The sequence below is a fragment of the Armatimonas rosea genome, assembly GCF_014202505.1.
Lineage (GTDB): Bacteria > Armatimonadota > Armatimonadia > Armatimonadales > Armatimonadaceae > Armatimonas > Armatimonas rosea.
The window spans coordinates 1,072,111-1,098,911 of record NZ_JACHGW010000001.1; the positions used below are offsets into that span (position 1 = coordinate 1,072,111).

Consider the following 26,801-nt stretch of genomic DNA (forward strand, 5'->3'; position numbering starts at 1 on the left):
TTTTTATACCCGCGTTTTGGTTCAGCTGTCCCAGGAAGGATAGGAAATATTTTCATCTGTGAACATCGACGGTACCTGGGAGCGGGTGATCCCGGGCGTGTCCGGGTAGGGCGAGATGCTCTGGGGGAAGTGGAAGAAGTTCTCTGGGTCGTACTTTTGCTTGATAAAAAGTAGGCTGTTGAACGAGTCTCCCCAGTACTGCCAGCGGTAGTCGGTGTAGAACGGCTGGGGGTAGTTCTGGTAGCGGAAGCCATTGAAGTAGGGAGCCATCACCTGCATGCCTCCCTCCATCCACTTACGGGCGGAGTCTTTGTCGTTGAGCTTGCTATCGGCCGATGCGGCAAAGAACGAGTCGATAAAGAAGTCGCCGTAGGTCTTGCGGTGGATAAAGGCGCACTCGGTCACGGGGATGGAGTTGAGCTTGCCACCGTAGGGCTCGATCACGGCGATATTAAACGTATTGGGCGAGGTAGCAAAGTAGTCGCAGAACGCCTTCCAGCCCGTCACCCCCAGCTCGGTGCCGAGGTAGCCGCAGTCCTTGAGCTCCCCCGAGCCATCTGGGACACCGGGAAGCACCCCCAGCAGCGCCTCGTTGAGCACGTTGTAGGTATCGGTTTTATCAAAGAGGAAGGTCGGGGTCCCCACGGCGACCAGGGGCGCAAGCGCCTCTCGTCCTGCCTTCTCGGTGCCGTGGTAGGTTCCCATCACCAGCAGGACAGGCCCCTTGCCCAGGTTGCTCAGCACCACCAGGTACCCGACCTGGTCCTTGCCGATCCCCATGTACTCCCTCTGGAGCACGTCCAGCGCCTCCGGGGCCTGCTCCAGCGGCCAGCTCAGGCAGTAGCCCCAGAGCCGCTGGACATCCCAGAGCTTGTAGCGCGCCTCCAGCAAGATCCCGAAGTTACCGCCCGTCCCGCCGCGCACCGCCCAGTAGAGATCGGGGTTGACCATCGAGTCCGCCTCGACAATCTTGCCACTGGCGAGCATGACGGTCACCCCGACTACACAGTCGCAGTTGAGGCCGAACTCACGCGAGGTGAACCCGTAGCCGCCGCCTTGCATGTGGCCGCCGATACTGACAGTGTCGCAGGTGCCGCCGGGGATATGGAGCTTGTAGGTATTGAGCTGGGCATTGATGTGGCCAAACTGCGCCCCGCCCCCGATCCGGGCGAGCTTCTGAGCCGGGTCGATGGCGACATAGTCGATCCCGCTCACATCAATCACCATCCCCGAGCTCACCGAGTACCCGGCGCTGGAGTGCCCCCCGGCGCGGCAGGCAACCCACCAGCGATGCCGCCGCGCCCACTCCAGGCAGAGGCGCACATCGGCAAAGGTCGTGCAGTAGGCAATGATCAGGGGCTTGTTGTCGCCCGCGCTGGCGCTATCGGCGGGGTAGGCGGGCATGCCCGGAAGCACGACGGTCGCGTTGGTGTGGAGCTTGCCCGCAAAGGTCGTGAGCTCCTTGCGCGAGACCCCCAGCTTTTGGAAGACCCAGTCCGGGACATCGGGCCACTGTTGTGCAAGCTGTGCCGTCTTGGCGGTGCGAGGCGAGTTACTATTTATTGCCATGGATCAATTCTTTCTTAGCGTCAAGAGAGATACGGAATCTGGAGCGAGCCCTCGACATAGCAGCTCAGGGCATCCGGGTCCCAGGCACCCATCCAGAAATCAAGGCGCCAGGGTGGGGTTGGGGTGGTGGCGGAGCTGATAACCCCTCCCAGGCAGTCCTGCTGGTTGCCGTGGATCGTGGTGGGGCCGCCGATAAAGAACCCAAAGCGCTCGACAAAGTTGCGGGCGAGTACCCGGCGGTCGGTGGGGTTGGCGAGGGCGTAGTTGAGCTCGTAGAGGCGCCCCTCCAGCGCCGCGATTGCCACGGGGTCGCCATTATGCGCCTGGAGCGCCTCTAGGTCTTTCTGGAGCAGGGCCTGGCGCTGCTGCACGACGGCCAGCGAGTTCCAGATTCCGGTCGCCCTCCCGATTGTCTCCGGCTCGAACTCCATCCCATGGGCACCCTGTGCCTGGATCAGCGCCGAGTCCATCTCCCAGAGGGGCCTGTCGGGCTGGTTGGGGTCGAGGGGAGCATCGCGGCGCACCGTGAGCTCCTGGCCCGCGATCTGAAAGTGAAAGGGGACGATCGGCTCGTAGCCGGGCAGGGTCAGGTTCCAGTTGCGGTTCTGGAGCTGGGGCCGATCCAGCAGGGAGACCGGCGCGCCCACCAGCGCGGGAAGCGATTCCTGCTGATCAATCGATGTGAAGCGCTGGGCACTGCGGACATTGACCCCAATCGAAGGGCAGTGCGACCGGTGCGTGAAGTTCTCGGGCTGCTGGAAGTGGAGGATCGCATCGAGATCGGGCTCCCCGGCAAAGGCAAACGTGTACCCACTGATCCCACGGGGCTCATCGGAGGGGTCCGGGTCGGTGGGGAGGCGCAGGAGGCACCAGCCCGAGAACTGAATCAGTAAGAGAGCACTCATGGGTTTTGTTTTCTACTATTGTTAAAGTCAAAGCTAATGCGCGCCAGGTTCTCGTAGACCAGGGTCAGGCGGTCCCGGACCGGCTTGGGGTACGTGTAGTTGTACAGGAGCATCTTCGCGCTCTGGGTGAGGGCCTCCAGCTGGAGGGCGAGCACGCCCCAGGCCGCTGCCCGGTCGGGGAGCAGGTGCATGGCGCGGGTCGTGGCAAAGGTCGGGCCGGCCGTGGGAGCCCCCGGCGAGAGGTCTTCCGTGGCAGGCAGGAGTGTCAGCACCTCCCCGAGGGGGCGAATCACCACGGTCATCATGGGGAAAAAGACCGCCTTTTGCAGTGCCGCAAGCTCCTCCGTGCTCTCGCTGGTGTGGGCAAAGAAGCGAATGAGCATCAGCATCATGGTCTCGTAGGCACCGTCGAAGAGAAGCGAGACCGCGTTGGTGGCCAGATTGGTGATGAGAGTGGTGTTGGGCTGGGGGGGCATCACATCCTGCCCCGAGGTCTGGGGGTTGGTCACGACATTGCGTGCGGGAGCGAACTGAGGGTCTTTCTCTTTCTCTTGCACGAGCTCCTCGAAGATCTGGAGAAAGTACGTGAAGTGGCAGGGCTGCTGGTCGTGGTGCGCGCCCTCTCCCTCCGTGACAATCTGGTGGACGGTCGCCAGCGCCGAGTCGCGGTCGGTGACCGGGCGCATGAGGACATTGTAGAGCGGGGTGTTGGGGGGGAGCGTGATCCCCCGGATCGGCACGGGGATCACCTCACTGGTGGTGATCTGTGTGCGCGGCGAGCCCAGAAAGAGCGCCTCGGGAGCGGTCTGCTCAAAGAGCGTCTTGATCTCGTCGTAGAGGGCCCCGATCGTGAAGCTAGTCAGCAACACGGCAGGAAAGAGCTTGCTCAGGAGCTTCTCGTTCTCGCCGCTGAGCTCTGCGGGGCGCTCCAGATCGATAAAGCGCAAGAGAGCCGACTCACCAAAACCCTCGAGCTTGGAGGGGATCGCCAGCTTGTAGTACCGGGGAGAGACCGGAAAGTTGGGGCGCTGGAAGTGGGGGGCCTCGCCCAGTGCCAGGAGTAAGTTGGCCACCAAGCCCAGGTGCTCCATCTCCTGGCGTGCGATCAGCATCAGGTGGCTGCCCCACTGGCGCATCTTCTCCAGCTGCGCCCAGGTCACCCCCCCCTCCTCCGGGTGCCGCTTGAGCGAGAAGGCGGCATAGAGATACTGGCAGAGCACCATGTGCTCGATCTCGGCGGCCTCATCCAGGAGCGCGACCAGGCGCTGTCGGTTGGCAAGGTCTTGTGGTGTCACACTCATACGCTTTTTAGTACCTCACTCGTGCGCTGTACCAGCAGGGGAACCCCCCGTGCTGTGGCCAGAGCGTGGGCCTTTTGGTAGTGGCCCTGTGCCTCATCGGGAGGCGCGAGCGTGCCGAGGCGGCGGTAGAGCTCGGGCTCCCACCAGCGCTCACCGGTACGCTCGACCTGTGCAATCGCCTCTTGCAGGGTGGCGCGGGCGGCATCGGGCTGCCCCGCGAGCTGCTGCCCCTCGGCCAGTAGGCTCAGCAAGAAGGGCCGAAGCAGCTCCGAGCCGGTCATCGCCCAGAGCCCAATCCCTTGCTGCATCGCGGCAAGACCCTCCGCGTGGCTTCCGAGGCGCACCTGAGCGCTCCCCAGGTAGACCAACCCCTGGGCGAGCCAGTTAGGAAAGCCGTTCTGGTTGGCCAGCTCACAGATACTCCCCGCGAGCTGGGCAAGCTCCTGGGTCTCTCCCCGGGCATAGCGCACCAGCGCCTCACCGCAGAAACTCCAGAGGCGGCTAAAGGGGTGGGGCCAGCTCTCGGTCAGGGCGGTGGCGGCCTGCATCTCTTGCAGTGCCTGGTCCAGGTCGCCCTCAAGGCAGCTGGTGAGCCCGAGATGCACATGCGCGACACAGCCGGGGTTCTTGCCGTAGAGAAAGATATGGTGGTAGTGCCGCTCGGAGTCGAAGAGCGCGTGGACCTGGTCCATGTGGGGGCGCACCTGGGCGATCTCACCTCGGTAGAAGTGGACCGCGCCTAGATCGTGCTCCGCCTCCAGCAAGAGCTCAGGGTCGCCCAGGCGAAGCGCGACCTCAAGGTTGTGCTGCGCCATCGCGAGGGCATCGTCGTACTGCCCACGGACTAGGTAGTAGGTCAGCACCCCCACGAGGGTGGGGAAGAGCTGAGGTGCCTCTCCGACCCGCTGGATCAGCACCTGGGCACGCTGGTAGGCCGCCCCCACCTCCGGTGCCGCCCAGCCACGGGTGAGGGTGAGAGGGATCGCCAAGGAGACCTGGAGGCTGAGCTCCTGGGAATCGCGCTCCGCGGACTCGGGGAGGCGTGCCAGGAGAGAGAGGGCCGATGAAAAGTGCCCGATGGCTTCTAGTAGAGCGTTGCTACGGAGCGCCTGGTCCCCGCTCTTTTGGGCATAGAGGATCGCCTTGGGCAGCGCCTCGGGAGTCGGGATGCCCGTCTCTACCACCCGGTTCCAGTGGTAGGCCAGCACGGAGTAGTGGGGGGTGAGGTCGCTGGCGTAGGTCTGCTCGTACCACAAGGCGATCGCATGGTGGAGCGGCTGGCGCTGGGTGGCGAGCATCAGGCTGTAGGCGACCTCTTGGGTGAGGACATGCTTGAAGAGATAGGCCTGCTCGGGGAGCGTGAGCTCCCGCGGGGTCAGGTCCAGCCGAGAGAGCTCCTCCAGGTTGTGCGGGAGCGCGGGGACATCCTGGGAGAGAGGGTAGATCGCGCTGAGCGTCCGTAGGGTAAAGAGCCGCCCGACCACACTGGCGACCTTGATGGCAAACTGCTGCTGGGGCGAGAGCCGGTCGATACGGCTGGTGATGACTCCTTGAACCGTGTCGGGGAAGGCGAGCTCCAAGAGGTTCGGGGCATCGGGGGCGAGCCGACAGACACCCTGGGAGATCTGGATCATGCCCGCATCGCGTAGGGCGTAGGCGAGCTCCTCACTAAAGAAGGGATGCCCCTCCGCCTTTTGCTGGATGAGCCGCACCACCACCTCGGGGAGCTCGTGGACACCCAGGCACTCGGCCACCACCTGGGCGATATCCTCGCCACTCAGGGCCTGAAGCTGTAGGAAGTCGGTGCTGGGGTGGGCACGGAGCGCCTCGTACTCCGGGAGGTAGGGGGGCAGGAGCGGGCGTGTGTCTACCACGATCAGCAGGCCCTCCAGCTGCTCCACGACCCGGAGCAGGAGCGCCCAAGACGCCGAGTCGAACCAGTGGGCATCCTCCATGACCAGGAGAAGGTGCTGCTCGACCGCATGGCGCCGCAGGAGGCTGACCAGCAGCTCTAGAGTTGCCTCGGAGCGGTCACGGCCCACGAGCATGGCGGTCGTGGCATTGTCGGGAAGCTCCACGGGCAGGACCACCCCCAGGAGCGGCGCGAGCGGCTGCTGGCTTGGGCTGAGGTGTGTAAGAACCGCCGCGGCATCCGTGGCCGCCGCGCCAAAGATCTGGGTAAAGACACTGCGCCAGGCACCGTAGAGGGTCGCGCGACCGATGGAGTCGCCGGCTCCCAGCAGGGTCGGAACTCCCTTGGCCTGCGCTTGCTCCAGAAAGTGGGCCACGAGGCAGGACTTGCCAATGCCCGCCTCCCCCTCGACAAGGATCAGCCCTCCCCGTCCCGCCTCCAGCCGCTCGGTGAAGCGCCGCTGCTCCGCATGACGCCCGACCAGCGAGACCGTGCGACTCGGAGCGGCACTGGCCTCAAAGGCCTGCGGCTCTCCCAGAACGACGGGCTCACTGCGGCCACGGATGGAGAGAGAGCCGAGTGGGTTGAAGCGGAGCGTGTGGGCACAGGCCGCCATGGTGGTGCTCTCACACCGGACTCCCTGCCCCGCCGCCATGATGCGCGCCGCGACATTGATCGTGTCCCCGAGCATGGTGTACTCACAGCGCTGGCTGCTACCAATGGCCCCGCAGAACACCGGGCCGGTCGCAACCCCGACGGAGACAACAAGCCCTGCACTCTCAGCCAGTGCCGCGACTCCCAGCGCTGCCCGCACCGCGCGCGTGGCATCGTCTTCGTGGGCGAGCGGGGGGAGGCCAAAGGCCGCCAGGACCGTGATTCCCTGCCCATCCACCCCAACCCGGGTGACCACGCCCTCCAGCTCGCTGAGCACCCGCTGGATACCCTGGATGACCGCTTGAGCACGGGCAAAATCGGCATGGAGATCGAGGGTGGGAAGATGGATAAAGAGCGCACTCACCCGCCGTAGCTCCGCGAGCCACTCTCCTTGGCCACTCTCTAGGCGGGCCAGAACCGGGCGCGGGACATAGCCTCGGGCGGCGGCGGGAAGGCGCTCCAAGGAGGCAGGTGCCTCGACCGGGAGCGGGGTGGGCACGCCAAGCGGGGGCTGGTACTGGCTCAGGGCCTCTGGGCTCAGCACGACCTGGCCCGGCTCGGCCTGGCGCTGGGCGCTGTAGGACTGCTGGACCGCCTCGCCGCCCAGGACAAACTCCCAGTGGTCTGGCTCGCCCCCAACACTCGCGGCAAAGACCTCGCCCACACCGATGCCAATGCGCAGGGAGAGGCGCAGGGATGCGTTGCGTGCAGCATTGTCGCGCAGGTGCTCCTGGATCCGACTGCCACAGTGCACGGCCTGGGAGAGCGAGGTCGGCTGGTCGGGCCAGTAGGCGAGGAGGCCATCGCCGGCGAACTTCACCACATCGCCGCCATGCTCGACCACGAGCTGGGTGAGGTGGCTGAAGTAGCCATTGAGCAGGCTGCTGAGCTCCTCTACCCCGGCGCTTCCCTGCTCTGCAAGGCGCTCCGAGATCGCGGTGAACCCGGAGATATCCGCAAAGAGAACCACCCCCGACTGGTTATCGCAGTAGGCATGAGCCGTATGGTCCGCATCTTGAAGAAGACGCTGGAGCAGGAGGCGGGGGATATAGCTGACAAAAGTAGATAGGGCTGACACGATACTTCTCTAAATTTTCAGTGTGTCTCTTACTGGGTCCCACTCTACGGATGATAATGGGGGAGTGGTGGGATTGTAACATAACTATCTTCGCTAGAGATGTTATTTTTACTAGAATTTATCGAGCGGTGTTACGAGATACAGAGCGACTATCCCGAGGTCCACACGGGGTAACTCACCCAGATGGTTCTGTCTAGAGCTCTTCTTGAAGATGCAGGCAGGCCTCCACAAGTGCTTTGGTCGCCTTGTGAAGCTCCTCCTGAACCGCTTCGTAGCGGCGTGCACGCTCTAGAGTATCGAAGCCCTCGTAGCCCTCCTGGAGCTCCCTTGCCCAGCGCACAAGAGGCTCAAGGCTCGCCCCAATAGCGGCGAGCTGGTCGAGCTTCTCCCCGATAAGCGAGAGCTGCCTCGAATTATTGGAAATGACCTTGGTGGTAATGGGAGAGCTGTCGACCAAGGTCGGCAGGATCTTCGACAGAACCCAGCCATGGGTTCTCCGGTAGCTCTTGCCATTGACCGTCATACGCCATGGGAAAGCAGGGTCGCCCGTCGGGGTGAAGGTGCGTACAAGCTTCTCGCCGCGGTACTGCTCAATGGTGCACTCGCTATTTTTCATTCGGGAATTGTACTAGGGTATCAGAAGCGAGAATTTGGATTGCGTTGCTCGCGTGGAGGACCCGCCACCACATCCCAGTGCTCCACAATAAGCCCCTGCTCGACACGAAAGATATCGACAATCGCATAGATAGGGGCGCCAGGTGCGGGAGTGAACCGGGCGTGCAGAGCAACAAGGTTGTCTTCGGCAATGGTCCGGACAATCTCCCAAGTCGCATCCGGTAGCTCTGCCATGATGCTTTCGAGAAACTCAGCCGCCTTGGCGCGTGTGCCCTCGGCAACATCGGGCTTGTGCTCGATAAAGTCAGGTGCCATAAAGCGCAAGAACGCCGTCTGGGGGCTGCGGACCACGAGCGCTTCGTTGTAGAACGCCCGTATCACGGCCTGAGGGGAGGGATGCTCAGAGGTGAATTCGTTTTCCATGGGCCGTTGCCTCGCCGCCGCCGTCGATGGCCTTGCCGTCTTTGTTGAAGAGTTTAAGCGTGAGCTTGGAGTCGAAGGCGTTGCCATCTGCCGAGAGCGTGATCTTTTGCGTCAGGATGCCGTAGCCATCGGGGGCCCAGCCGCCGCCTTTTACCAGCTCGTCGGCCGAGGCGACTGCCTTGGGCTGAAAGAAGCGGTACTTCGCTTCGTACGTGCGGGGGGCGACTTTTCGCCAGACACCGTAGGCCGGGGGAGCGGGCGGCGCGCCATCGTAGTTCGACGACTCATTCATGGTGCCGCCGGCGTGGAAGGCGTACATAAACTCCAGGTCCTTGACTGTCGCAAAGGCCCCGGTCGTGAACTGGACTTTTCCCTGCCACGCGCCCGCCAGGCTATCGGTTGCCTTGCGTGGCTGTGCGAGGCTGGTGCTCGAACCTACGGTGGCGAAAAGCGCGAGGGCGCAAGCGGTGAGCGCTACTGGTCTGGTGTGCATGTGCGTGTTCCTCGAAAAGGATGGTGCATTCTACCCCAAGCTGTGCAGGCTGCTCGCTTAGCTGGGCATGCGGATAAACATGGGAACGGAGTCCACATCGCGGAAGCCAAGGCGCTGGTAGACCGAGTGTCCCGCAGCCGATGCTTGGAGCACTCCGACACCGTACCCGAGCCGACTCGCGACCCGCAGGGCCTCCGCCGTGACATGCGCCCCGAGGCCCTTGCCCCGCTCGTCGGGCAGCGTGGCCACGCAGTAGATGCCCGCCAGCCCGTTCGCGAGATAGAGCAGGGAGGCTGCAACCAGCTTTCCTTTGTTTTGGATGCCAAAGAACTGGACAGCGGCATCGGGCTCTGTGCGTACGCCCTGAACTTCCGGCGACAGAAGCCGAGCAAGCCCGCGTGGGAGCCCAAAGCCCTCCGCGACCACCTCCGTCCAGGCAACTCCCTCTTCGACCGAGGACACCCGGAGAAACTCGTAGCCGTCGGGGAGCAGGGTAGAGGCCACCGAGGCGGTGTCGATGGCCATCGCGGGCATCGGCGAGACCTTGGCAAAGCCCAGGGCTGTCAGTGCCTCCGAGACCGCCTCACTGACGCCCGCGACGAAAAGAACCGCGGACGGTTGCGAGAGCTCTCGCAAGGGCGCGACGGCCTCGTGGACGGCGCTAGTATCACCGGGCTCACGCAAGATGACGAGGTTTCCCAGAGGGTGCGCCTCGCCGGTGATCACCCGAAAATACTGCTCATTCTCAACCGAGCCCTGGGATTGCATCAGGTCCCGCCAGATCAGGTCAAAATGCAATACGGCTTCGCGGCCAATAGACGCCTCACTTGAGGCGATCGACGGGACGGGGGGATGTGTTGTCATGCTGTTTGCTACTTGAGGGCGCTTTGCACAACAGCCGTGTCTGTGTGCTGCGTGAAGGAGGCAATGCCACTGTCCTTGAACTTCCAGACATGCACAAACGGGGCGCGGAAGCTCTTTCCGGTTGCCTTGTACGTCCCGCTGTACTCCCCCAGCGCCACAACTGTCTCCCCCTCAGCGATCAGCTCGTGCGACACGGCGGCAAAGCCATCCCACTCAGTGCCGAGCTTTAGGAAGACATTCTGGAGGACTGCCTCCGGGCCAATGTAGGTGCCGCCGTAGGGAAAACCCTCTGCTTCCGTCCAGCGGGTATCGGGCCCAAGGGCCGCCAGTACGGTCGGGATATCGCCGCTCGCGAAGGCTGCGTAAAGCCGCTCGATCGTCTCGGAATGTTGTGTCATGGGTTGCTCCTCTGCAAACACGTGTCCGCCGTAGCAGACATCGCTCTGGTGCATTCTACCCTAGCTCGGTGAGGGGGCGCTCCATAAAACGCCAGCGGCTGTGGAACGCTACGGGCACCTCGACACCTTCGTAGGCGGCGCAGTCCGAAAACCCACTGGCTTCGTAGAGGCGCTGTGCAGACGTCATAAAGACACCTGTGTCGAGGCAGATGCGCTTGTAGCCAAACGCCCGGGCATCGTCGAGCAGGCGGTTGAGGGTGAGCTCCCCCAGCTTCCTGCCACGAAACTCAGGGCGGATGTAGAGGCGCTTGACCTCCGCCAGCTCGGGACGAAGAAAGCGAAGCCCCCCCATTCCCGCCAGCTGACCGTCGGCCTTGACCAGATAGAAGATGCCACGCGGCGGCGGATCGCCACAGACCTTGTCGATTATTGTGGGCACATACTCGCGAACCGGCATCCCCGTGACCTCATCCACAGGCACCCCAAACAGGCTCTCGATCTCTGTAAAGACCCACGAGAGGTACTCGATATTGAGCTCCGTGAGCTCCGCCCGGTGAGAGGCGACATTGGCAACGACAAATTCGTGATGGGGCATGGTGGGCTCGGTCTGACGAGCCATTCTACCTGATCTCAACATCTGCCATAGAGCAGGGAGCGCAGGCCTTTACGAAGGGGGAAAAACGGTCTTCTGAGGCACATTCCTGCCGGCTCCGAGCCAGCGACGGTGATGCCAGACGGTTGTGTTCAAGGAACGGGAGAGCGTCTGTCCTACAAAGGCAACCAAAGGCGCGACCGTCTCTGGGGGGAGTGCGCTTGTGTAAGGAATGAGGAGAGTCATCCCAAAGTTGCAGCCCGGCGGCACGGTCGCATCCCAGTGCTGCAAGGTCCCTTCTTCGTAGGGGCGGGAGAGATTGTACTCAACCCCCTCCTTCACCGCGATTCCCCACTCAGTCTCGTTTTCGTTGTCGTAGCGGAACGGTGGGAGCTCCAGGGCAGTGCGAGCAATCTCACAAAGCTCTTCCAGAGGGAACTCTGTGCGAAAGGCGAGGTGCTCCATAAACTTGGTTTCGTTGGGGCGCATGGGATTTAGGAAGAGCCGGCCTTTCGGCTCACTAAGTAGATATGAAGTGCAGAGATGTCGGCGGGGTTGATGCCGGGAATTCTTGCCGCTTGTCCGAGCGTGGCGGGGCGGAGGCGGCTCCATTTTTCCAGGGCTTCGTTGGCGATGGATGGCACGAGCGCGTAGTCCAGATCGGTGGGGAGGGCGAGGTGGTCGGCGCGGCGGGCGACATCGATCTGTAGCTCCTCGCGGCGGATGTAGGCATCGTAGCGGGCGGTGATGAAGCACTGCTCTAGGCCATCGGCGTAGTGCGTCGGGTCGAGGCCGGCGAGGCTTGCGACCGACTCCAGGCTCACTTCCGGGCGGCGGAGCAGGTCGAGATAGGAGAGGCGCGCGGTGATGGGCGCAAAGCCGAGCGCTTCCAGGCGTGGGCTGTCCAGTCCCCCGACCGTGTTCTCGGTGAGGGTCTTCTCGACATGCTCGATACGTGCCTTGCGCTCCTGGAAAAGCTCCCACTGCTCGTCGCCCACCAGCCCGAGGGCACGGCCCATGGGGGTGAGGCGCAGGTCGGCGTTGTCGTTGCGTAGGGTCAGGCGGAACTCGGCGCGGCTGGTGAGCAGGCGGTAGGGGTCGTTGACACCCTTGGTCACCAGATCGTCCACCATGACCCCCATGTAGGCATCGCTGCGGGTCAGGCTCCACGGCTTGCGGCCCTGCACATAGAGCGCCGCGTTGGCCCCCGCGATCAGCCCCTGGCCCGCCGCCTCTTCGTAGCCCGACGTCCCATTGAGCTGCCCGGCAAAGAACAGCCCCTCGACCCGCTTGGTCATGAGCGCCGATGTCAGCTCCGTGGGCGGGACGGCATCGTACTCCACGGCGTAGCCCGGCTTCAGCATCACGGCGTCTTCGAGGCCGGGGAGGGTCTTGACAAACTCCGCCTGCACCTCGGCGGGGAGGCTCGTGCTCATGCCCTGCACATAGACCTGCGGCGTGTCCCAGCCCTCTATTTCGAGGAAGACTTGGTGGCGGTCCTTGTCGGCAAAGCGCACGACTTTGTCCTCAATCGACGGGCAGTAGCGGGGCCCGACCCCCTCGATCTGCCCGCCGTACATCGCCGAGCGGTGGAGGTTCTCGCGGATGACCTTGTGGGTTGCCTCGTTGGTCCAGGTGAGATACGCCGCCAGGAGGCCGTCGTGGCTTCGCTTGGGCGTGCGAAAGCTCAGCGATGGGCAGTCCGGCTCGGTGGGCTGTGCCTCGGTGCGGGAAAAGTCGATCGTGTTCTTATCCATCCGGGGCGTCGTCCCGGTCTTGAGCCGCAGGAGCGGAAAGCCCAGCGACGAGAGCGATGCCGAGAGCCCGTAGGCTGCCGCCTCATCGTTGCGCCCCGCCTCCCACTTGTCCTCGCCGCGGTGGCAGAGCCCGCGCAGAAAGGTCCCCGTGGTCACGACAACCGTCTTGGCCGCGAGCTGTGTCCCGTCCGAAAGCGTCACGCCCAGCACCTGCCGGGCTCCCCCACCGCCGAAGGCGGATTTGAGTCCCGCTTCGCGGGTGGGGGCGGGGGGGGCGATCAGCGCCTCGACCATCGCCTCGCGGAGCGTGAGATTGGGCTGGTTTTGGAGATAGGCCTGCATCGCCGCGGGGTACTTCTCCACATCGACCTGTGCCCGGATCGCCCGAACCGCGGGGCCCTTTCCCGTGTTGAGCATCCTAATGTGGGTGAGAGTCGCATCGGAGATCAGCCCCATCGCCCCGCCGAGCGCGTCCACTTCCCGCACCACATGGCCCTTGGCCGGGCCACCAATCGAGCAGTTGCAGGGCAGCCACCCGATCCGATCCAGCCGCCCCGTCACCAGAAGCGTCTTACAGCCAAGCCGCGCCGCCGCCAGCGCCGCCTCACACCCCGCGTGCCCGCCCCCGATCACCAGAACATCAAACATGATGCTATTCTATCGCCGCAGAGTGGCCGTTTGCTTGAGATCGCCCGGCTAGCCCCGGAGCACGAGGACGCTCTTGTGGCAGGTGGTGACAGCGCGAAAGGAGACACTTCCGAGGGTGAGGCGCTCCAGCAGGGTCTGGCCCTTGGCACCAAGAATCAGGAGATCGGCCCCGGTCTCTGCGAGCGCGGTGTCGATGGCCTCGGAGATAGAGCCGCGGGCGATCCGGCTGTCGATGGCACCCTCGGTGAGCCCCAGGCTCTTGCCGAGCACGGTCGCCGCCTTGGCCGTGACCTCCTCCACCTCCTGGATGGGGCGTCCATAAACCTCATGGGCAATCTCTTGGGCGAGGTGGTCTGTGGCGGCACGGTAGGCGGGGGGCAGGACATGTAGGAGAGTGAGCTGACCAAGCCCGTGGGGGGCCCAGCGGCTCAGCCGTGCCAGTGCCTTCTCCATGTACTCGGAGTGATCCGTTGCGATCAGGACTTTGAGCGGCTCTTGTGGGATGGGGCCACGGGTGAGCAAGACGCTCTGCTCGGCTCCCTCGACCAGGGCGCGGGCGACGCTACCCAAGAAGAACGCGGCGATCCCTCCTTTATTGGAGCCCCGTACTGCGATCAGCTCCGCGCGGGTCTCATCGGCGCGGTTGAGCAGCTCGCGGGCCTGATTGCCAATCCGCACCCGCACCTTCACTGTCTCGCCGCGGGGCTCTGCGCGCTCCGTGAGGCTGCGCTGCATGCGCCCCGCGAGCCTTTCTTCGAGCTGGTCGGTTCGGTTCGCGCCGACAATCGGGTCCAGGCTCCAGACCGTGCTCGCCTGCGAGGGGACAACATGCATCCACTCCTGGGTGAGGTTGGCAAAGCGCAGGCTCTCCACCCAGCCGCTGATCTCCTCCACGCTCTCACTCTCGTCCACACCCACTAAAACATGCATCCCGGCCTCCGTTTCCGACACTATTGTAGCCGGGTCTGGACTTCCTTGCCTCCACGCCCTGACGGATTTGTTCTCGGGTAGAATCAGGAAGTGAAAAAAGCGACAGCGGGATGGGTGTGTTCGGAGCTCGACGATGAGTACGGGGAGCTGGTGTGGCGCTCACACGGGGAGCCGCTGGACGCGCTGGTGCAGACTATTCTCTCCCAGGCGACCTCGGACATCAATAGTGGGCGGGCCTTTGATAGCCTGCGGCGGGCGTTTCCCGGCGGCTGGGACACTGTGCGTCTCGCCGAGGAAAAAGCCATTGCCGATGCCATCCGCTGCGGGGGGCTCGCCGACTCTAAAGCGCCGCGGATCAAGGCGGTCCTCCAGGAGATCTACGAGCGCACGGGCAAGACCGACCTGGAGTTTCTCAAGACCACGCCCACCGATGAAGCCAAGGCGTTTCTGACGAGCTTTCATGGGGTGGGGCCCAAGACCGCAGCGTGCGTGCTGATGTTCTCGCTGGGGCGGCCCGTGCTCCCGGTGGACACGCATGTCTTTCGGGTCTCGCACCGGCTGGGGCTGATCGACGAAAAACTAGGGGAGGCGAGGGCGCATGGTGCGCTCCAGAGTCAGCTCAAAGATACCGAGGTTTATGCGTACCATGTCCATCTCATTCGGCATGGGCGGCGGGTGTGTGTCGCCCAGCAGCCCCGTTGCGAGGAGTGTGTCTTGGGGGCGCGTTGTGCGTACCGGCGCGAAGGGGGTAAAATGTCCAGAAGGTCCCTCGCACAAAATTTACCGGGAACGCTCCATGGATTGAAGGAAAAACAAGGAGAGGGGTCGAACTAGGCGTAAGCGATGCAGAAACCACAGCCAAAGGATGTAAAGAAGCCGACCCTCTCGCGGGCCAACCTAGCGAAGACGGCGCAGTTTACCATCACGACCGTCATGGCACCCAAGAGCGGCCCGAAGGACACACAAGTCTTTCAGGTAGCGGTCAGCGGCCCGAAGGCGCGTCTGGACTATAAAGACAAGGCTCTCGGTGAGGTCTGCTATATGGTCAATGAGAAGGGGACATTCTTCTACCTGCCTGTCAACAAGGCGGCTCAGAAGATGAACCTGAAGATCGAGGACGGCCTCAAGACGGTCTTCTCACAGGCGAGTGAGGTTCTGGCAGGAGCACAGAAGACCGGCAAGGCGACCGTCGCGGGGATCGCTTGTGATATCTACACCAATCCACGCACGGGCTCGGTGGTGTATCTGGGGACAACACCCGGCTTTACGGTTCCGGTGAAGCTAGAGATCAAGAACGCGGGGGGAATGCAGACCATGCAGGCCTCCAATATCAAACTCAATGGGAATATCCCGGCGGCGCTCTTTGCGCTTCCGGCGGGCACACAGATTATCGAAGGGCAGGGGGGAGCATCTGGGCTTCCCGGGTCCCGGTAAAAGAAAGCTAAGAGTGAGGATAGTATGCAGAGCAAGGCATTAGGCACACTTCTGGCCACCCTCGGTGTGGCAGCGATCTCCTGGGCACAGCAAGTGCCCTTCCAGGTTGCGGGGCCCCAGAACGGGGCGACCGTACGGGAGACCGTCAAGATTCGCATCCCGCGGATGAGCCTAGAGGGGGTTAAGTACCTCTCTCTGGGAGTCGATGGCAAGTTCCGCGCGGGCGTGATGGTTCCCGCGCCGGGCCAGAAGGTCGAGACCGACCTGATCCAGATGGACAAGGCGGGCATGATGGTCACGCTGCTCTGGAACACCAAGGCCAAGGTCAAGGACGAGTCCTCGCAGCAGGTCTTCGATGGGGTCGATGATGGTCCGCACACGCTGGAGCTGATCGCCTACGATGCGAGCAATAAGAAGCTGGGCAAACAGACCCTCACCCTGACCGTGAATAACCGGGGCGACCTGCGCATGCCCGCCGATGGGATCGCGCTGGCCTACCGCTTCGCCGTGGGAGAGCAGAGCCAGTACAAGCAGCGCACCGATCTGGAGTATGTCAACGATGTCAAGACTCCCGAGAACACGATTGTTACCCAGCGCCGCAGTGGCTACTACTCCCAGGGACGTGGGCAGGGTGGCTTTAGTGGCGGCGGCGGCGGTCTCGATGGCGGTGAGGGCGGCTTCCCCGGCAGTGGCAAGGGCGGCGGGATGTCCGGCAGCGGGATGCCCGGCGGCATGATGGGCAGCGGCGGCATGCAGGGGCGGCGCGGTGGCGGCTCCGGTAGCCTCGGGATGCCCGGTGGTGGGATGTCCGGTAGCGGAATGCCCGGTGGAATGATGCCCGGCGGTGGCAGTGGAATGCCCGGTGGGATGATGCCGGGCGGGATGATGGGTGGTGGAATGCCCGGCGGCATGATGGGCGGCGGCGGTGGAAGCAACCCCTTCGACAACATGCCTGTCGGTGCCTACCGAATCCCGGTGCAGACAGTCAAGGCCAACTATATCCGCACCACCGAGGATCGCATCAACGCCAGTGACTTCTTTATCCGCGATAAGGTACAAGATGGCACGATTGTCTCCCCCGCAGGAGGCGCGGCTCGTCTGCAAGATATCTACGACTTCAAGTCCCGCTACCGCACCGTGGCCTCGTCTGGGAAGGTGCTGGACCATGGAATCGCCAATGGAGCACGGCCCGGTGCCTATGTTGCCCTACCGATGATCGAGCTGGGGGGCAAGCGCCGGATCGGCCAGAAGTGGACCACGATGGCTCCCATTCTCCTGGAGTGGGCCACCCTCGATACCCCGACTCAGGTTCCTTGTACCAACGTGCTTGAGGGCCTAGAGTGGGAGAGCGGCTACCAGTGTGCCAAGATCCACCAGACCTACAACGCCAAGGCGAATGTCCAGATCTTTGGTGGCGCAGGCAAGATCCAGGGCGCTAAGATCAAGATGGACCGGATCATCTGGTTCAGCTACAAGGCCGGTAAGATCATCAAGACCGAGACGGTCACCGAGGTCGAGGGCGATACCCCCTCCGATATCCTCAGCGCCATGGTTCCGCAGGCCGGTGTCGGCGGCGGCATGGGCGGCGGGATGATGGGCGGCGGTGGCCTGGATGGCGAAGGCATGGGCGGCATGATGATGGGCAGCGGCTTCCCCGGTGGCGGCGGTAAGGGCGGCGGCATGATGCCCGGTGGGATGATGCCCGGCGGCGGTGGCGATGCCAGCGGCTTCGGTGGCATGCAGGGCGGACAGCAGATGGAGGCCCCCAAGGTCCCCGCGAAGTTCCGCTCCACCACGGTCGTTGAGCTGGTGGTCGCACCCCCCGTGGTGAAGACTGCCTCCGCGACAACCACGAAGTAAGTCACGGAAAGCAACCAACCCCGACCCCCCTGAGCTCTCAGGGGGGTCTTTTCATTGAGGAAAACAATATGCTTGAACCAACCCTCGCCGAGCGCCTTGGCTACAAGGCCACGGATAGGCTGCTGCTGATCCATGCTGATGATGTGGGGATGTGCCACTCGGTCAATGCCGCCACCACCGATGCCATGGAGCGTGGGGTCGTGACCTGCGCCAGCATCATGGTGCCCTGCCCCTGGTTCCCCGAGATTGCCGCCTACTGCCGTGAGCACCCTGAGAAAGACTTTGGGCTCCACTTGACCCTCACCAGCGAGTGGAAGTACTACCGCTGGAAGCCCCTGACCGCCGCCAAAGAGACCCCAGGGCTCCTCGACAAAGAGGGCTTTATCCACCGCGACGAAGGCGATACCGCGCGCCATGCCAGCGCCGCTGAGGTGGAGAAAGAGATTCGGGCACAGATCGCACGCGCCCGTGAGTTTGGGCTCAAGCCCACCCATATCGACTCGCACATGGGGACCCTCTTTGCCGGGGTGTTCTATCCCACCTACACCAAGGTGGGCCGGGAGACGGGCCTCATGCCCATGGTTCTCTACCCCACTCCCGAGCGGATCGCTCAGGCAAAGAACGAGTTTGGCCAGCGCGACCCGCTGGGCTCTTACCAGCAGCTCAAAAAACAAAACTTTGTCTTCCTGGACTACCTCAAAGAAGGTGCCGAGGGGAGCACGTTAGAGGCGCGACGCAAGCACTACTACGATGCCCTACGTGCCCTCAAGCCCGGGGTGACGGAGTTCATTGTTCACCTGAGCCTCGATGATGCGGAGATTCGGCACATCACGGGCAACTGGGAGGCGCGCTGGAACGAGTACCAGCTCATGACCGACCCTCGCACCCGGGAGCTGATCGACTCACTGGGGATCAAGCTGATCGGCTACCGTGAGCTCAGCAAGCTCGCCTTCAAGCCCGTGGCCGCGTAAAATTTTAGGGGCGTTTTTTTCACCGATATAATGAAACTTGTTATGGCACTTATCGGAAAAAAGAAAAATGTCCCTGAAGATGGCCAGATGGAGCTTGTCGAGCACCTGGCAGAGCTACGCACGCGGATCTTCCGCTCGCTCCTCTATCTGATCGTGGGAATGGTGGTCACCTACAACTTCTTCAAGCCGCTCTACCGGATCATCAACGACCCCCTGACTCGTGCGCTGGTGCAGCATGGGGTGTCCGGGACCATCAAGTTTGATTCCGTCCAGGATGCCTTCTTCCTGAAGCTTCAGGTCAGCTTTATCGCGGGGCTGGCTATCGCCTTGCCTCTGCTCGTCATGGAGCTCTGGGGCTTCATCAAGCCGGCCCTCACCCCCAAGGAGCGCGAGCCGGTGAAGTTCCTGGCACCGTTCTCGGTCCTGCTCTTTCTGGCGGGTGTTGGGACGGGCTACGCGGTCCTGCCCCTAGCCTACGACTGGATGGTGGGCTACCTGGGAGATGTCCCGGATGCCCAGCTCCTCCAAGATGCCGCAAAGTACTTGCTGCTCTCGGTCAAGATCATCCTGGCCTTTGGGATCGCCTTCCAGCTCCCCGTGGTGCTACTCTTCTTGGCCCGTGTCGGGATCCTGACCTCCAAGCTGATGGTGGCCTACTGGCGCCACGCCGTGGTGGTTCTGGCTGCCCTGGCCGCGATCTTTGTGCCCTCCAACGACCCGATCACCATGGTGATGATGGCCGTCCCGATGGCCGGTCTGTACCTGCTCTCGATCAGCCTGGTGAAGGCCTTTGAGCCGCGGGAAGATGGAACGCAGAACAAGCCGCTGCTGACCATGATCCTGGTCTCTCTGGCTCCTGCGATCATGCTGGGGGCTGTGAGCTACTGGATCGTGCGCCAGCGTGCGGTGCCGATCCAAAAGCCGGGTATGATCCTGCCCACTGCGACCTCCGCGCCGACAGTCAGCCCCGATATCGAGAAGCGCCTGGCCGCGCTGGAGGAGAAAGTCACCCAGCAGGCCGAGGAGCTCGCGGCCCTGAAGGCGGCACTGGAGCAGAAGACTGCCACGCCGTCACCCGTGCCCCAGGCAACCCCCGCACCAACCGCGGAGCCAAGTGCAACCCCCAACCCGGTGACTCCCAACATGCCCCAGGATGGCCGCTAGTGGAGCTGCGTAATGTTCGCATCGTGACACCCGAGCGGGTGATCGAGAACGGGACGCTCACGCTGGAGGCGGGGCGCATCCAGGCGATCACCGAGACCGCAGGGACACCATCCGGGCGGACCGTGCTTCCTGGCTTTATCGACCTGCACATTCATGGCGGCGGTGGCGCGGACACGATGAACGCGACCCCGGAGGCGCTGGCGACGATCTGTAAGACGCACGCGGCGCACGGTACGACCCGCCTGCTCGCCACGACGATCACCCAGAGTGACGCGGCGATCACGGCGGCGCTTGCCAATGCGGCGGCCTCCCCCGAGCCCCTGCTGGCGGGCATTCACTTGGAGGGGCCGTACATCAGCCCCAACAAGCCCGGTGCGCAGCCCAAGGAGTTTGTGCGCCCCTACGACGAGGCGGAGTTTGCGGGCTGGCTGGCGGCGGCTCAGGGGAAGCTGCGGCAGATCACGCTCGCGCCCGAGCAGCCCGGCGGCGACGCGCTGATCGCGGCGTGCAATGCGGCGGGGATCGTGGTCTCGCTGGGGCACACGGATATCACGGCGGAGCAGACTCGGCGCGCACTGGCCCTGGGAGCGCGGCAGGCGACCCACCTCTTCAACGCGATGAGCGGGATTCACCACCGCAACCCTGGCCCGATTCCCGTCTTCCTCACCGATCCCCGTGCCCGTGTCGAGGTGATCGCCGATGGGCACCATGTCGCGCCCGAGGTGATCGCCATGACCTACGCTGCGGTCGGCCCGAAGCGCTTTATCGCGATCACCGATGCGATGGAGGGCGCGGGCAAGGGCGATGGGGTCTACGGCCTCGGGGGGCATGAGGTGACCGTGGTCAATGGCAAGGCTACCCTCGCCGATGGAACGCTGGCGGGCTCGCTGCTCTTGATGGACCAGGCCGCCCGCAATCTTCGCGCGTGGTGCGCCCTTGGCTGGCAAGAAATCGCCCAAGTCACCGCCACCAACGCCGCCGATCAGCAAGGCTGGCTCGACACCGGGCGTCTCGTTGAGGGCTGCGTCGCGGATTTGGTGGTCGTGGACGATGGCCTCACGGTGCAAGCAACCTATGTGGCCGGAGAGTGCGTCTACTCCGCCGCGTAGGGGGCAACGGCGCGCACGATAACCTCAGGGTCGCAGGCGTAGAGCCCGGCGGTGCCAAAGGTGTTGAGCTCTAGCACGAAGTAGCCCTCCGCGGTCTCGGCGATATCCACCACAAAGACATCGGTGGGGCGCCATGGGTGCGCTGCCACGGCTCGCGCGACTGCCCAGGCACCATCGGGGGCACCGCGCTCTAGCACCAGGCTCTCCCCCAGCTTGTACTGCGACGCCGCGACTACCTGCTCGCCGACAATCACGAAGCGCCACTCCCCGAAAATCTCATGGGGAGGCGCGACGAGCAATAAAAACTCCTCGGGAAGCTCGGGCCAGCGCCGGTGGCGTGAGAAGTGCGCGTCTTGCAGGCTCGCTCCCGGCTCCAGCAAGAGCCCCGAGAGCAGCTTCCCCCCAGCCGCGGGCTTGAGAAACACCGGCTCGGTGCGGGGGCGCGTCAGAAACTCCCCATAGGTCACCCACTGCGCCCCCGCGTTGAGCGCCAGCGCACCGTAGGCCGGGAGCCAGTGCCGCGCCTCCAGCCGCTCAGAGCGAAACGCGCCCGGACGAAGCGGCCAGTGCGCGTGCGCCCAAATCGCAAAGCCCACAGAGCCGGTGAGGAGCAGCGGCCGCCCCGAGTCAAAGTAGGGGATCGCCTCAGGCGCAAGGTGCCCCTTGGCGGGATCGAAGTGTGTCTCAATAACCTCGTGCCCACAGGAGCGGATCACGTCCACGAGCGGCTCGCCCGTCAGCCCCAGGTTGCGTGCGGGCTGCTGATCGACAATCCAGAGTGCCATGCTCTAGGGTATACCATAGGTCAGTACTCCGCTGTCTTTCGTCATCTCTCCGCCTTCGCACGGCTCAGGCACCTCTCTTCCCATCATGGCTCGTGCCTCGCCGGGAAGAGAGGAGGCGCTCTAAGGCGCGGGGAGATGGTAAAACAAAAGGCATGACCCCCGGCCCTAAATCCCGCGCTCTGGCGGCAACGCTCCGCCAGTTTGAGTCTCCCAACGTGACGTTCCTCGCCGACGATGGCAGCTTTCCGATCTTCTGGGAGGAGGCGCACGGCTGCACGGTCACCGATGCCGACGGCCAAGCGTACCTCGACCTCACGGCGGCGTTTGGGGTGGCCAGTGTCGGGCACACCAACCCGGCGGTGGCGGCGGCGATTGCGGCGCAGGCGCAGAAGCTCATCCATGGCATGGGCGATGTCCACCCCAGCCGCGTGAAAGTGGCGCTGGCGCAGAAGCTGAGCGCACTGACACCGGGCGATCTGGGCGGGGCGCTGCTGGGGACATCGGGGGGCGATGCGGTGGAGGCGGCGCTCAAGACCGCACGGGTCTTTACGGGCAAGCCGGGAGTCGTGGCGTTCACGGGGGGCTACCACGGGCTCAATCTTGGGGCGCTGGCGGTGACCTGGCGCGCGGACTTTCGGGAGCCGTTTGCCGGACAGATCGCGCCCTTTGCGGTGCACAAGCCCTATGGGGAGTTTCTGACGGAACTGCCCGACGGTGTGGGGGCGGTGCTGGTCGAGGCGATCCAGGGGCGGGGCGGGATTGTCGTCCCGCCGCCGGGCTGGCTGGAGTCGCTCAAGGCGCTCTGTGAAAAGAGCGGTGCAGTGCTCATTCTCGACGAGATCTTCACCGGCTGGGGGCGCACCGGCGACTGGTTTGCCTGTGAGCACGAGGGGGTCGTGCCGGACATTCTCTGCGTGGGCAAAGCACTGGGCGGGGGCCTGCCGATCTCCGCCTGCCTCGCTCGGCCCGACGTCATGGCGGCCTGGGGGGTCTCGACCGGTGAGGCACTGCACACATCGACGTTTCTCGGAAACCCGCTCTGCTGCGCCGCTGCGCTGGCGTCTTTGGGCGAGCTAGAGCGCCTCGCTGCCCCCGGGCTGGCACGCGAGCGTGGGGCGTTTTTTATCGAGCAGCTAGAGCGCCTTCAAAGCCAGTTTCCGACCAAGATTCGCGGCGTCCGCGGGCGCGGGCTCATGCTGGGGATTCAGCTCACGAGCGCGTTTGCCGGCGAGCTCATGGTCCAGCTCCTGCACCGGGGCGTGATTGTCTTGCCAGCAGGCGACGGTGACATTCTAGAGTTTACGCCCCCGCTGGTAATCTCCGAGGAGGAAATTACCCATGCGGTCACACAATTGAAGCTAGTACTGTCTTAGTATCTAGAGAAAGGTTGATTTTTCGTCATGATTCCTATGGTTCCTGCCCTGGTCCTGGTGGCACAAGCCCCCGATGCGGCCATCCAAAAAATAATCGCGGACACGGCTGCGGCCTACCGCAATGCTTCGTCCCTCGCCCTGACCCTCACCAGTGGCACGACAACATCGGAGATAACCCTGCTGAAGGCCGGGAAGCTTGCCGCCACCGTTACGACCGGGACCGTGGTCAAGCGCGTGATCGCCGATGGAACAACGATCTACAGTGATAGCTCCACGGACAAGGCCAGCAAGTACGTCAAGCAGCCGGGCAATACCCTGCAGCAGGCGGTGAATGCGCTCAGCAGTAGCCGTGGTGTCGGAGTCGGGCTCCTGCCGATTCTCCTGACCAGCCCTGCGGCCGAGAAGCAGATCATCCCCGGAAAGCCCGAGTCCGTGACCAAGGGGCCCGACGAGACACTCGATGGGGTCGCCTGTGATGTCATCACGGCGGTTATCGGCAACGCCCAGCAGAAGTCGGCCTACCAGTTTGCGATTGGCAAGGGGGATCACTTCCTGCGCCGGCTGACGATCGGCCCGGCCGGGGGAGCACCCAGCATCACCGAGACCTACAGCAAGATCACGACCACGCCTGAGACAACGGAGGCGACCTTTACCTATGTCCCTGCGGCGGGCGCGGTGGCCATGGACCCGCCCAAGGCACCGGCGTACTTCGACGAGCGCCTGAAGGTGGGGGCGGAGCCCTTTAAGCTGGTGGGCGTGGACCTGGCCGGAAAGCCGGTCTCCTACGCCGACTACAAGGGCAAGGTGCTCCTCGTGGACTTCTGGGCGACCTGGTGTGGCCCGTGTGTCGCGGAGCTTCCCAATGTGCAGGCCGCCTACGCCAAGTACCACAGCCAGGGCTTTGAGATCCTGGGCATCTCCCTGGACCAGGACACGGCGCGTGCCAAGCTGGAGACCTTTATCAAGGACAAGAACATGCCCTGGCGCCAGATCTACGATGGCAAGTACTGGCAGTCCGCCAATGCAGTGGCCTACGGGGTCCGCGCGATTCCCTTCACGCTGCTCATCGGCAAGGACGGCAAGATCGCAGCCGTGGGCGCACGCGGCGAGGCCCTTGCTCCGGCTATTGAGGCGGCGCTGAAGAAATAACGGTCGCGCCCTCGGGGAGCGCTTCGCTCCCCGAGAACCCGACAAAGATAGGCTCCGGGTGCAGGACAACTCCCCAGTGCTGGTGGACACGCTCCTGCACCCGTTTTGCTGCCTCGACCACATCCGCGCTCGTGGCCCCGCCCTGGTTGACCAGCGCGAGAATATGCTTACTTGAGAGCCCCATCCCACCGGCCAGCGTCTCGCCGCGGGTGAGCCCGGAGCGCTCGATGAGCCAAGCCGCGGGAACTTTCACCGTGCCATCGGGCTGGGCGAAGCGCGGGGCATCGTCGGGAACCAAGGGGGCTTCCAGGATCGGATTTTTGAAGAACGAGCCCGCGCTACGGCTATCGGGGTCGTGGGGATCGACCACCATACCCTTCTTTGCCCGAATCTGGCGCACCGCGGCAGCGACCTCGGCGAGGGTGGGGTGGGGGGCTTCCTCGAAGTGCTGCACCAAGTCGCGGTACTTGAGCGCGGGGGTGGCGTTTTCTTGGAGCTGGAACGTCACCTCGACAATCAGCCAGCGGCCCAGCTCATCGGTGTTGAAGCGGCTCTGGCGGTAGGCGAACCGGCACTCGGCCTTGGAGAACGTGCGCAGCTCCAGGCTCTGGCGGTCGAGGGCTGTCACTGAGACAATGGTCTCGCTGACCTCTTGGCCGTAGGCCCCGACATTCTGGATGGGGGTGGCACCGACCGTGCCGGGGATCCCCGCAAGGCACTCCACGCCCGCAAGATTCTGCGCGACACAGTGGTCCACAAAGGTGTTCCAGTCTGTACCCGCCCCAACGATCCCCCCGTCTTGGTGGGTGAGCTGTGGTGCAAGCACGAGGCCCGGCCAGCCGGCATCCGCAACCACCAGGTTGCTCCCTCCACCTAGAACAAAGACAGGTAAGGAGCGCTGCTGTGCCTCGACGAGGGCGGCGTGAACCTCGGTGATAGTCGTCAGGGCAGCGAAGAAGCGTGCTAGACCACCAACTCCGAGGGTGGTGCGGGGGGCGAGGGGGATATTTTCCAAAAACACGGCACTTAGTGTATCGTATGAAACGAAAAACACCCGGCGCGTACGCCGGGTGTTTGTTTTAGAGGGGGAGGGGAACTACCAGCGACCGCCGCCGCCACCGTAGTCGCCGCCACGGCCACCGCCGGAGCGACCACCGCCGCCGGAGCGACCACCGCCACCGGAGCGACCGCCGCCGCCGCCGTAGCCACCACCGCCACCGGAGCGTCCACCGCCACCGTAGTCGCTGTAGCCACCGCCGCCGCCGGAGCGTCCGCCGCCACCGCCGTAGCCACCGCCACCGCCGTAGCCACCGCCGCCGCCGGAGCGACCACCGCCGCCGCCGTAGCCACCGCCGCCACCAGAGCGACCACCGCCGCCGCCTTCTTCACGAGGACGAGCCTCGTTGACGGTCAGGGAGCGTCCGCCGTAGCTGGAGCCATTGAGAGCGGCGATTGCCTGCTGGGCCTCGTCACTGCTTCCCATCTCAACGAAGCCGAAACCACGGGACTGACCGGAAAACTTGTCCGAGACCACCTGTGCGTCATCCACTCCGCCGTACTCACCGAAAATGCGCGCCAGCTCTTCTGACGTCACCGAAAAGGGCAAACCGCCCACATAGATCCGCATGGAATCTGCTCTCCAGACAGGAAGCGGCACTAGTGCTTCCTGGAACTTCATTGCCCCCACCAACGAACGATGCGCACCACTGACGCACCCGAGTGCTCGTTCAACCAACATCTAGAGCAGAATTCCGCATGGAACCGAACGCTGTCCGAAGAAGTCGCTAAACCCATTAGCTGGAGGGAGGGCCTCCCCCATTGCACCGAAATAGAGTATATCTCATATCTTGTGCAAAGCGCAAATTGGTATAATAAACACGTGAAAATAACTGTATTAGATGCTGCTCCTGCACTTGAAGGGCTTGCTTTGCACACTCTTTCCGCACTTGGAGAGCTTGATTTGTACCAGAAGACGTCGCCAGATCAGCTCACGGAGCGCCTGGCCGATGCCGAGATTGTCGTGCTCAATAAAGTTCCGCTGACCGCTGCGACCCTCGCGCTTGCCCCCAAGCTCAAGCTGGTCACGGTGCTGGCGACGGGCCACGATGTGGTCGATGGGGCTGCGGCGCGCGCCGCCGGGGTGACGCTCTGCAATGTCGCGGGCTACTCGACCGCCTCCACGGCGCAGCACGCGATCGCCTTGCTCCTAGAGCTCACGAATCAAGTGGGGCAACACGCGGCCTCCGTGGCAGCAGGGGAGTGGCAGGCCCGTGGGATCTGGAGCTGGGCCGATACCCCGCTCACGGAGCTCGATGGCAAGACCCTCGTCTTGGTGGGCTACGGGGCGATTGGGCGACGGGTGGCCATGATCGCCGAGGCGCTGGGCTTGCGCGTTCTGCCCGTGGCCCGCACCCCGCGCGAGGGAACCTACCCCCTCGATCAGGCGCTTGCCCAGGCCGATATCGTGCTCTTGCAGTGTCCGCTGACCCCCGCGACTCGTGGCCTGATCAACGCCGAGACCCTTGCACTGCTAAAGCCCGGAGCACTCCTGGTCAACTGCGCCCGGGGCCCCGTGATCGACGAAGCCGCCGTCGCCGCTGCCCTCCACTCTGGGCACCTGGCGGGCTTTGCCACGGATGTTCTCTCCACCGAGCCCCCCGCCTCGGACAACCCCCTGCTCCGCGCGCCGAACACACGGATCACGCCGCACCATGCCTGGGCCACAAAGGCCGCCCGCGAGCGCCTCCTGGCAGAGACCGTGGCCAATATCGCGGCGTTCCAGGCGGGACACCCACGCAACGTGGTCAATGGCTGAAA

The 26,801-nt window shown here is 63.9% G+C and carries 25 protein-coding genes; 9 read left to right on the top strand and 16 right to left on the bottom strand.

Annotated elements, in window-relative coordinates; genetic code table 11:
- Positions 1–21 precede the first annotated feature (21 nt).
- The 13 genes from HNQ39_RS04905 to HNQ39_RS04965 all read right to left on the bottom strand — a co-directional run bounded on the left by HNQ39_RS04905 (position 22) and on the right by HNQ39_RS04965 (position 14,139).
- The gene (locus tag HNQ39_RS04905; protein WP_184192830.1) at positions 22–1,569 is read right to left on the bottom strand and encodes an FAD-binding oxidoreductase; all 1,548 of its coding nucleotides are present in this window, start codon (positions 1,567–1,569) and stop codon (positions 22–24) included.
- A gap of 20 nt (positions 1,570–1,589) precedes the next feature.
- Positions 1,590–2,474 carry a hypothetical protein gene (locus HNQ39_RS04910; protein WP_184192831.1) on the bottom strand — a complete coding sequence of 295 codons (885 nt, stop codon included), beginning with the start codon at positions 2,472–2,474 and terminating at the stop codon, positions 1,590–1,592.
- A complete protein-coding gene (locus HNQ39_RS04915) occupies positions 2,471–3,775 on the bottom strand; it encodes a ferritin-like domain-containing protein (RefSeq protein ID WP_184192832.1) in 1,305 nt (434 codons plus the stop codon). Before HNQ39_RS04915 ends, HNQ39_RS04910 begins: the two co-directional genes overlap by 4 nt.
- Positions 3,772–7,419, bottom strand: coding sequence for an adenylate/guanylate cyclase domain-containing protein (locus tag HNQ39_RS04920; RefSeq protein WP_184192833.1), 3,648 nt, complete (start codon positions 7,417–7,419; stop codon positions 3,772–3,774). The genes HNQ39_RS04915 and HNQ39_RS04920 overlap by 4 nt, the downstream gene beginning before the upstream one ends.
- A gap of 193 nt (positions 7,420–7,612) precedes the next feature.
- The gene (locus HNQ39_RS04925) at positions 7,613–8,035 is read right to left on the bottom strand and encodes a hypothetical protein (protein WP_184192834.1); all 423 of its coding nucleotides are present in this window, start codon (positions 8,033–8,035) and stop codon (positions 7,613–7,615) included.
- Between the two features lie 20 nt (positions 8,036–8,055).
- Positions 8,056–8,457, bottom strand: a complete 402-nt coding sequence (locus tag HNQ39_RS04930; RefSeq protein WP_184192835.1) for a nuclear transport factor 2 family protein — start codon at positions 8,455–8,457, stop codon at positions 8,056–8,058.
- Positions 8,435–8,950, bottom strand: coding sequence for a hypothetical protein (locus tag HNQ39_RS04935; RefSeq protein WP_184192836.1), 516 nt, complete (start codon positions 8,948–8,950; stop codon positions 8,435–8,437). The genes HNQ39_RS04930 and HNQ39_RS04935 overlap by 23 nt, the downstream gene beginning before the upstream one ends.
- Before the next feature lie 57 nt (positions 8,951–9,007).
- A complete protein-coding gene (locus tag HNQ39_RS04940; RefSeq protein WP_184192837.1) occupies positions 9,008–9,814 on the bottom strand; it encodes a GNAT family N-acetyltransferase in 807 nt (268 codons plus the stop codon).
- A gap of 8 nt (positions 9,815–9,822) precedes the next feature.
- Complete coding sequence (locus HNQ39_RS04945; RefSeq protein WP_184192838.1) at positions 9,823–10,212, bottom strand: nuclear transport factor 2 family protein; 390 nt, start codon at positions 10,210–10,212, stop codon at positions 9,823–9,825.
- 55 nt (positions 10,213–10,267) lie between these two features.
- Entirely contained in the window at positions 10,268–10,831 is a 564-nt protein-coding gene (locus HNQ39_RS04950) for a GNAT family N-acetyltransferase (RefSeq protein ID WP_184192839.1), read from the bottom strand.
- A gap of 45 nt (positions 10,832–10,876) precedes the next feature.
- Complete coding sequence (locus tag HNQ39_RS04955; protein WP_184192840.1) at positions 10,877–11,293, bottom strand: hypothetical protein; 417 nt, start codon at positions 11,291–11,293, stop codon at positions 10,877–10,879.
- 5 nt (positions 11,294–11,298) lie between these two features.
- A complete protein-coding gene (gene mnmG, locus HNQ39_RS04960; RefSeq protein ID WP_184192841.1) occupies positions 11,299–13,209 on the bottom strand; it encodes a tRNA uridine-5-carboxymethylaminomethyl(34) synthesis enzyme MnmG in 1,911 nt (636 codons plus the stop codon).
- 48 nt (positions 13,210–13,257) lie between these two features.
- Positions 13,258–14,139, bottom strand: a complete 882-nt coding sequence (locus tag HNQ39_RS04965; RefSeq protein ID WP_184192842.1) for a universal stress protein — start codon at positions 14,137–14,139, stop codon at positions 13,258–13,260.
- Positions 14,140–14,229: 90 nt separating this feature from the next.
- Between HNQ39_RS04965 and HNQ39_RS04970 the strand changes: the two genes are divergently transcribed.
- The 6 genes from HNQ39_RS04970 (at position 14,230) to nagA (ending at position 20,677) form a co-directional block, all read left to right on the top strand.
- Positions 14,230–14,973, top strand: a complete 744-nt coding sequence (locus HNQ39_RS04970; RefSeq protein ID WP_184192843.1) for an endonuclease III — start codon at positions 14,230–14,232, stop codon at positions 14,971–14,973.
- Positions 14,974–14,982: 9 nt separating this feature from the next.
- The gene (locus HNQ39_RS04975; RefSeq protein WP_184192844.1) at positions 14,983–15,573 is read left to right on the top strand and encodes a LolA family protein; all 591 of its coding nucleotides are present in this window, start codon (positions 14,983–14,985) and stop codon (positions 15,571–15,573) included.
- A gap of 24 nt (positions 15,574–15,597) precedes the next feature.
- Entirely contained in the window at positions 15,598–17,433 is a 1,836-nt protein-coding gene (locus HNQ39_RS04980) for a hypothetical protein (RefSeq protein ID WP_184192845.1), read from the top strand.
- Between the two features lie 68 nt (positions 17,434–17,501).
- On the top strand, positions 17,502–18,404 hold the full coding sequence (locus HNQ39_RS04985) for a polysaccharide deacetylase family protein (RefSeq protein ID WP_184192846.1): 903 nt from the start codon (positions 17,502–17,504) through the stop codon (positions 18,402–18,404).
- A 42-nt stretch (positions 18,405–18,446) separates the two neighbouring features.
- Positions 18,447–19,568 (top strand): twin-arginine translocase subunit TatC, encoded by a 1,122-nt coding sequence (gene tatC, locus HNQ39_RS04990; RefSeq protein WP_184192847.1) that lies wholly within the window; start codon positions 18,447–18,449, stop codon positions 19,566–19,568.
- Complete coding sequence (gene nagA, locus HNQ39_RS04995; RefSeq protein ID WP_184192848.1) at positions 19,568–20,677, top strand: N-acetylglucosamine-6-phosphate deacetylase; 1,110 nt, start codon at positions 19,568–19,570, stop codon at positions 20,675–20,677. The genes tatC and nagA overlap by 1 nt, the downstream gene beginning before the upstream one ends.
- On the opposite strand, the gene HNQ39_RS05000 is transcribed toward nagA, so the two are convergent.
- A complete protein-coding gene (locus HNQ39_RS05000) occupies positions 20,662–21,462 on the bottom strand; it encodes an ATP-grasp domain-containing protein (RefSeq protein WP_184192849.1) in 801 nt (266 codons plus the stop codon). The genes nagA and HNQ39_RS05000 overlap by 16 nt on opposite strands.
- 152 nt (positions 21,463–21,614) lie before the next feature.
- Between HNQ39_RS05000 and HNQ39_RS05005 the strand changes: the two genes are divergently transcribed.
- A complete protein-coding gene (locus HNQ39_RS05005) occupies positions 21,615–22,835 on the top strand; it encodes an aspartate aminotransferase family protein (RefSeq protein ID WP_184192850.1) in 1,221 nt (406 codons plus the stop codon).
- A 27-nt stretch (positions 22,836–22,862) separates the two neighbouring features.
- Positions 22,863–23,984 carry a TlpA family protein disulfide reductase gene (locus HNQ39_RS05010; protein WP_184192851.1) on the top strand — a complete coding sequence of 374 codons (1,122 nt, stop codon included), beginning with the start codon at positions 22,863–22,865 and terminating at the stop codon, positions 23,982–23,984.
- On the opposite strand, the gene HNQ39_RS05015 is transcribed toward HNQ39_RS05010, so the two are convergent.
- On the bottom strand, positions 23,959–25,005 hold the full coding sequence (locus HNQ39_RS05015) for a UDP-N-acetylmuramate dehydrogenase (RefSeq protein WP_221289810.1): 1,047 nt from the start codon (positions 25,003–25,005) through the stop codon (positions 23,959–23,961). The genes HNQ39_RS05010 and HNQ39_RS05015 overlap by 26 nt on opposite strands.
- Before the next feature lie 75 nt (positions 25,006–25,080).
- On the bottom strand, positions 25,081–25,611 hold the full coding sequence (locus HNQ39_RS30230) for an RNA-binding protein (RefSeq protein ID WP_184193498.1): 531 nt from the start codon (positions 25,609–25,611) through the stop codon (positions 25,081–25,083).
- 252 nt (positions 25,612–25,863) lie between these two features.
- Between HNQ39_RS30230 and HNQ39_RS05025 the strand changes: the two genes are divergently transcribed.
- Complete coding sequence (locus HNQ39_RS05025; protein ID WP_221289813.1) at positions 25,864–26,799, top strand: NAD(P)-dependent oxidoreductase; 936 nt, start codon at positions 25,864–25,866, stop codon at positions 26,797–26,799.
- Positions 26,800–26,801: the final 2 nt, after the last annotated feature.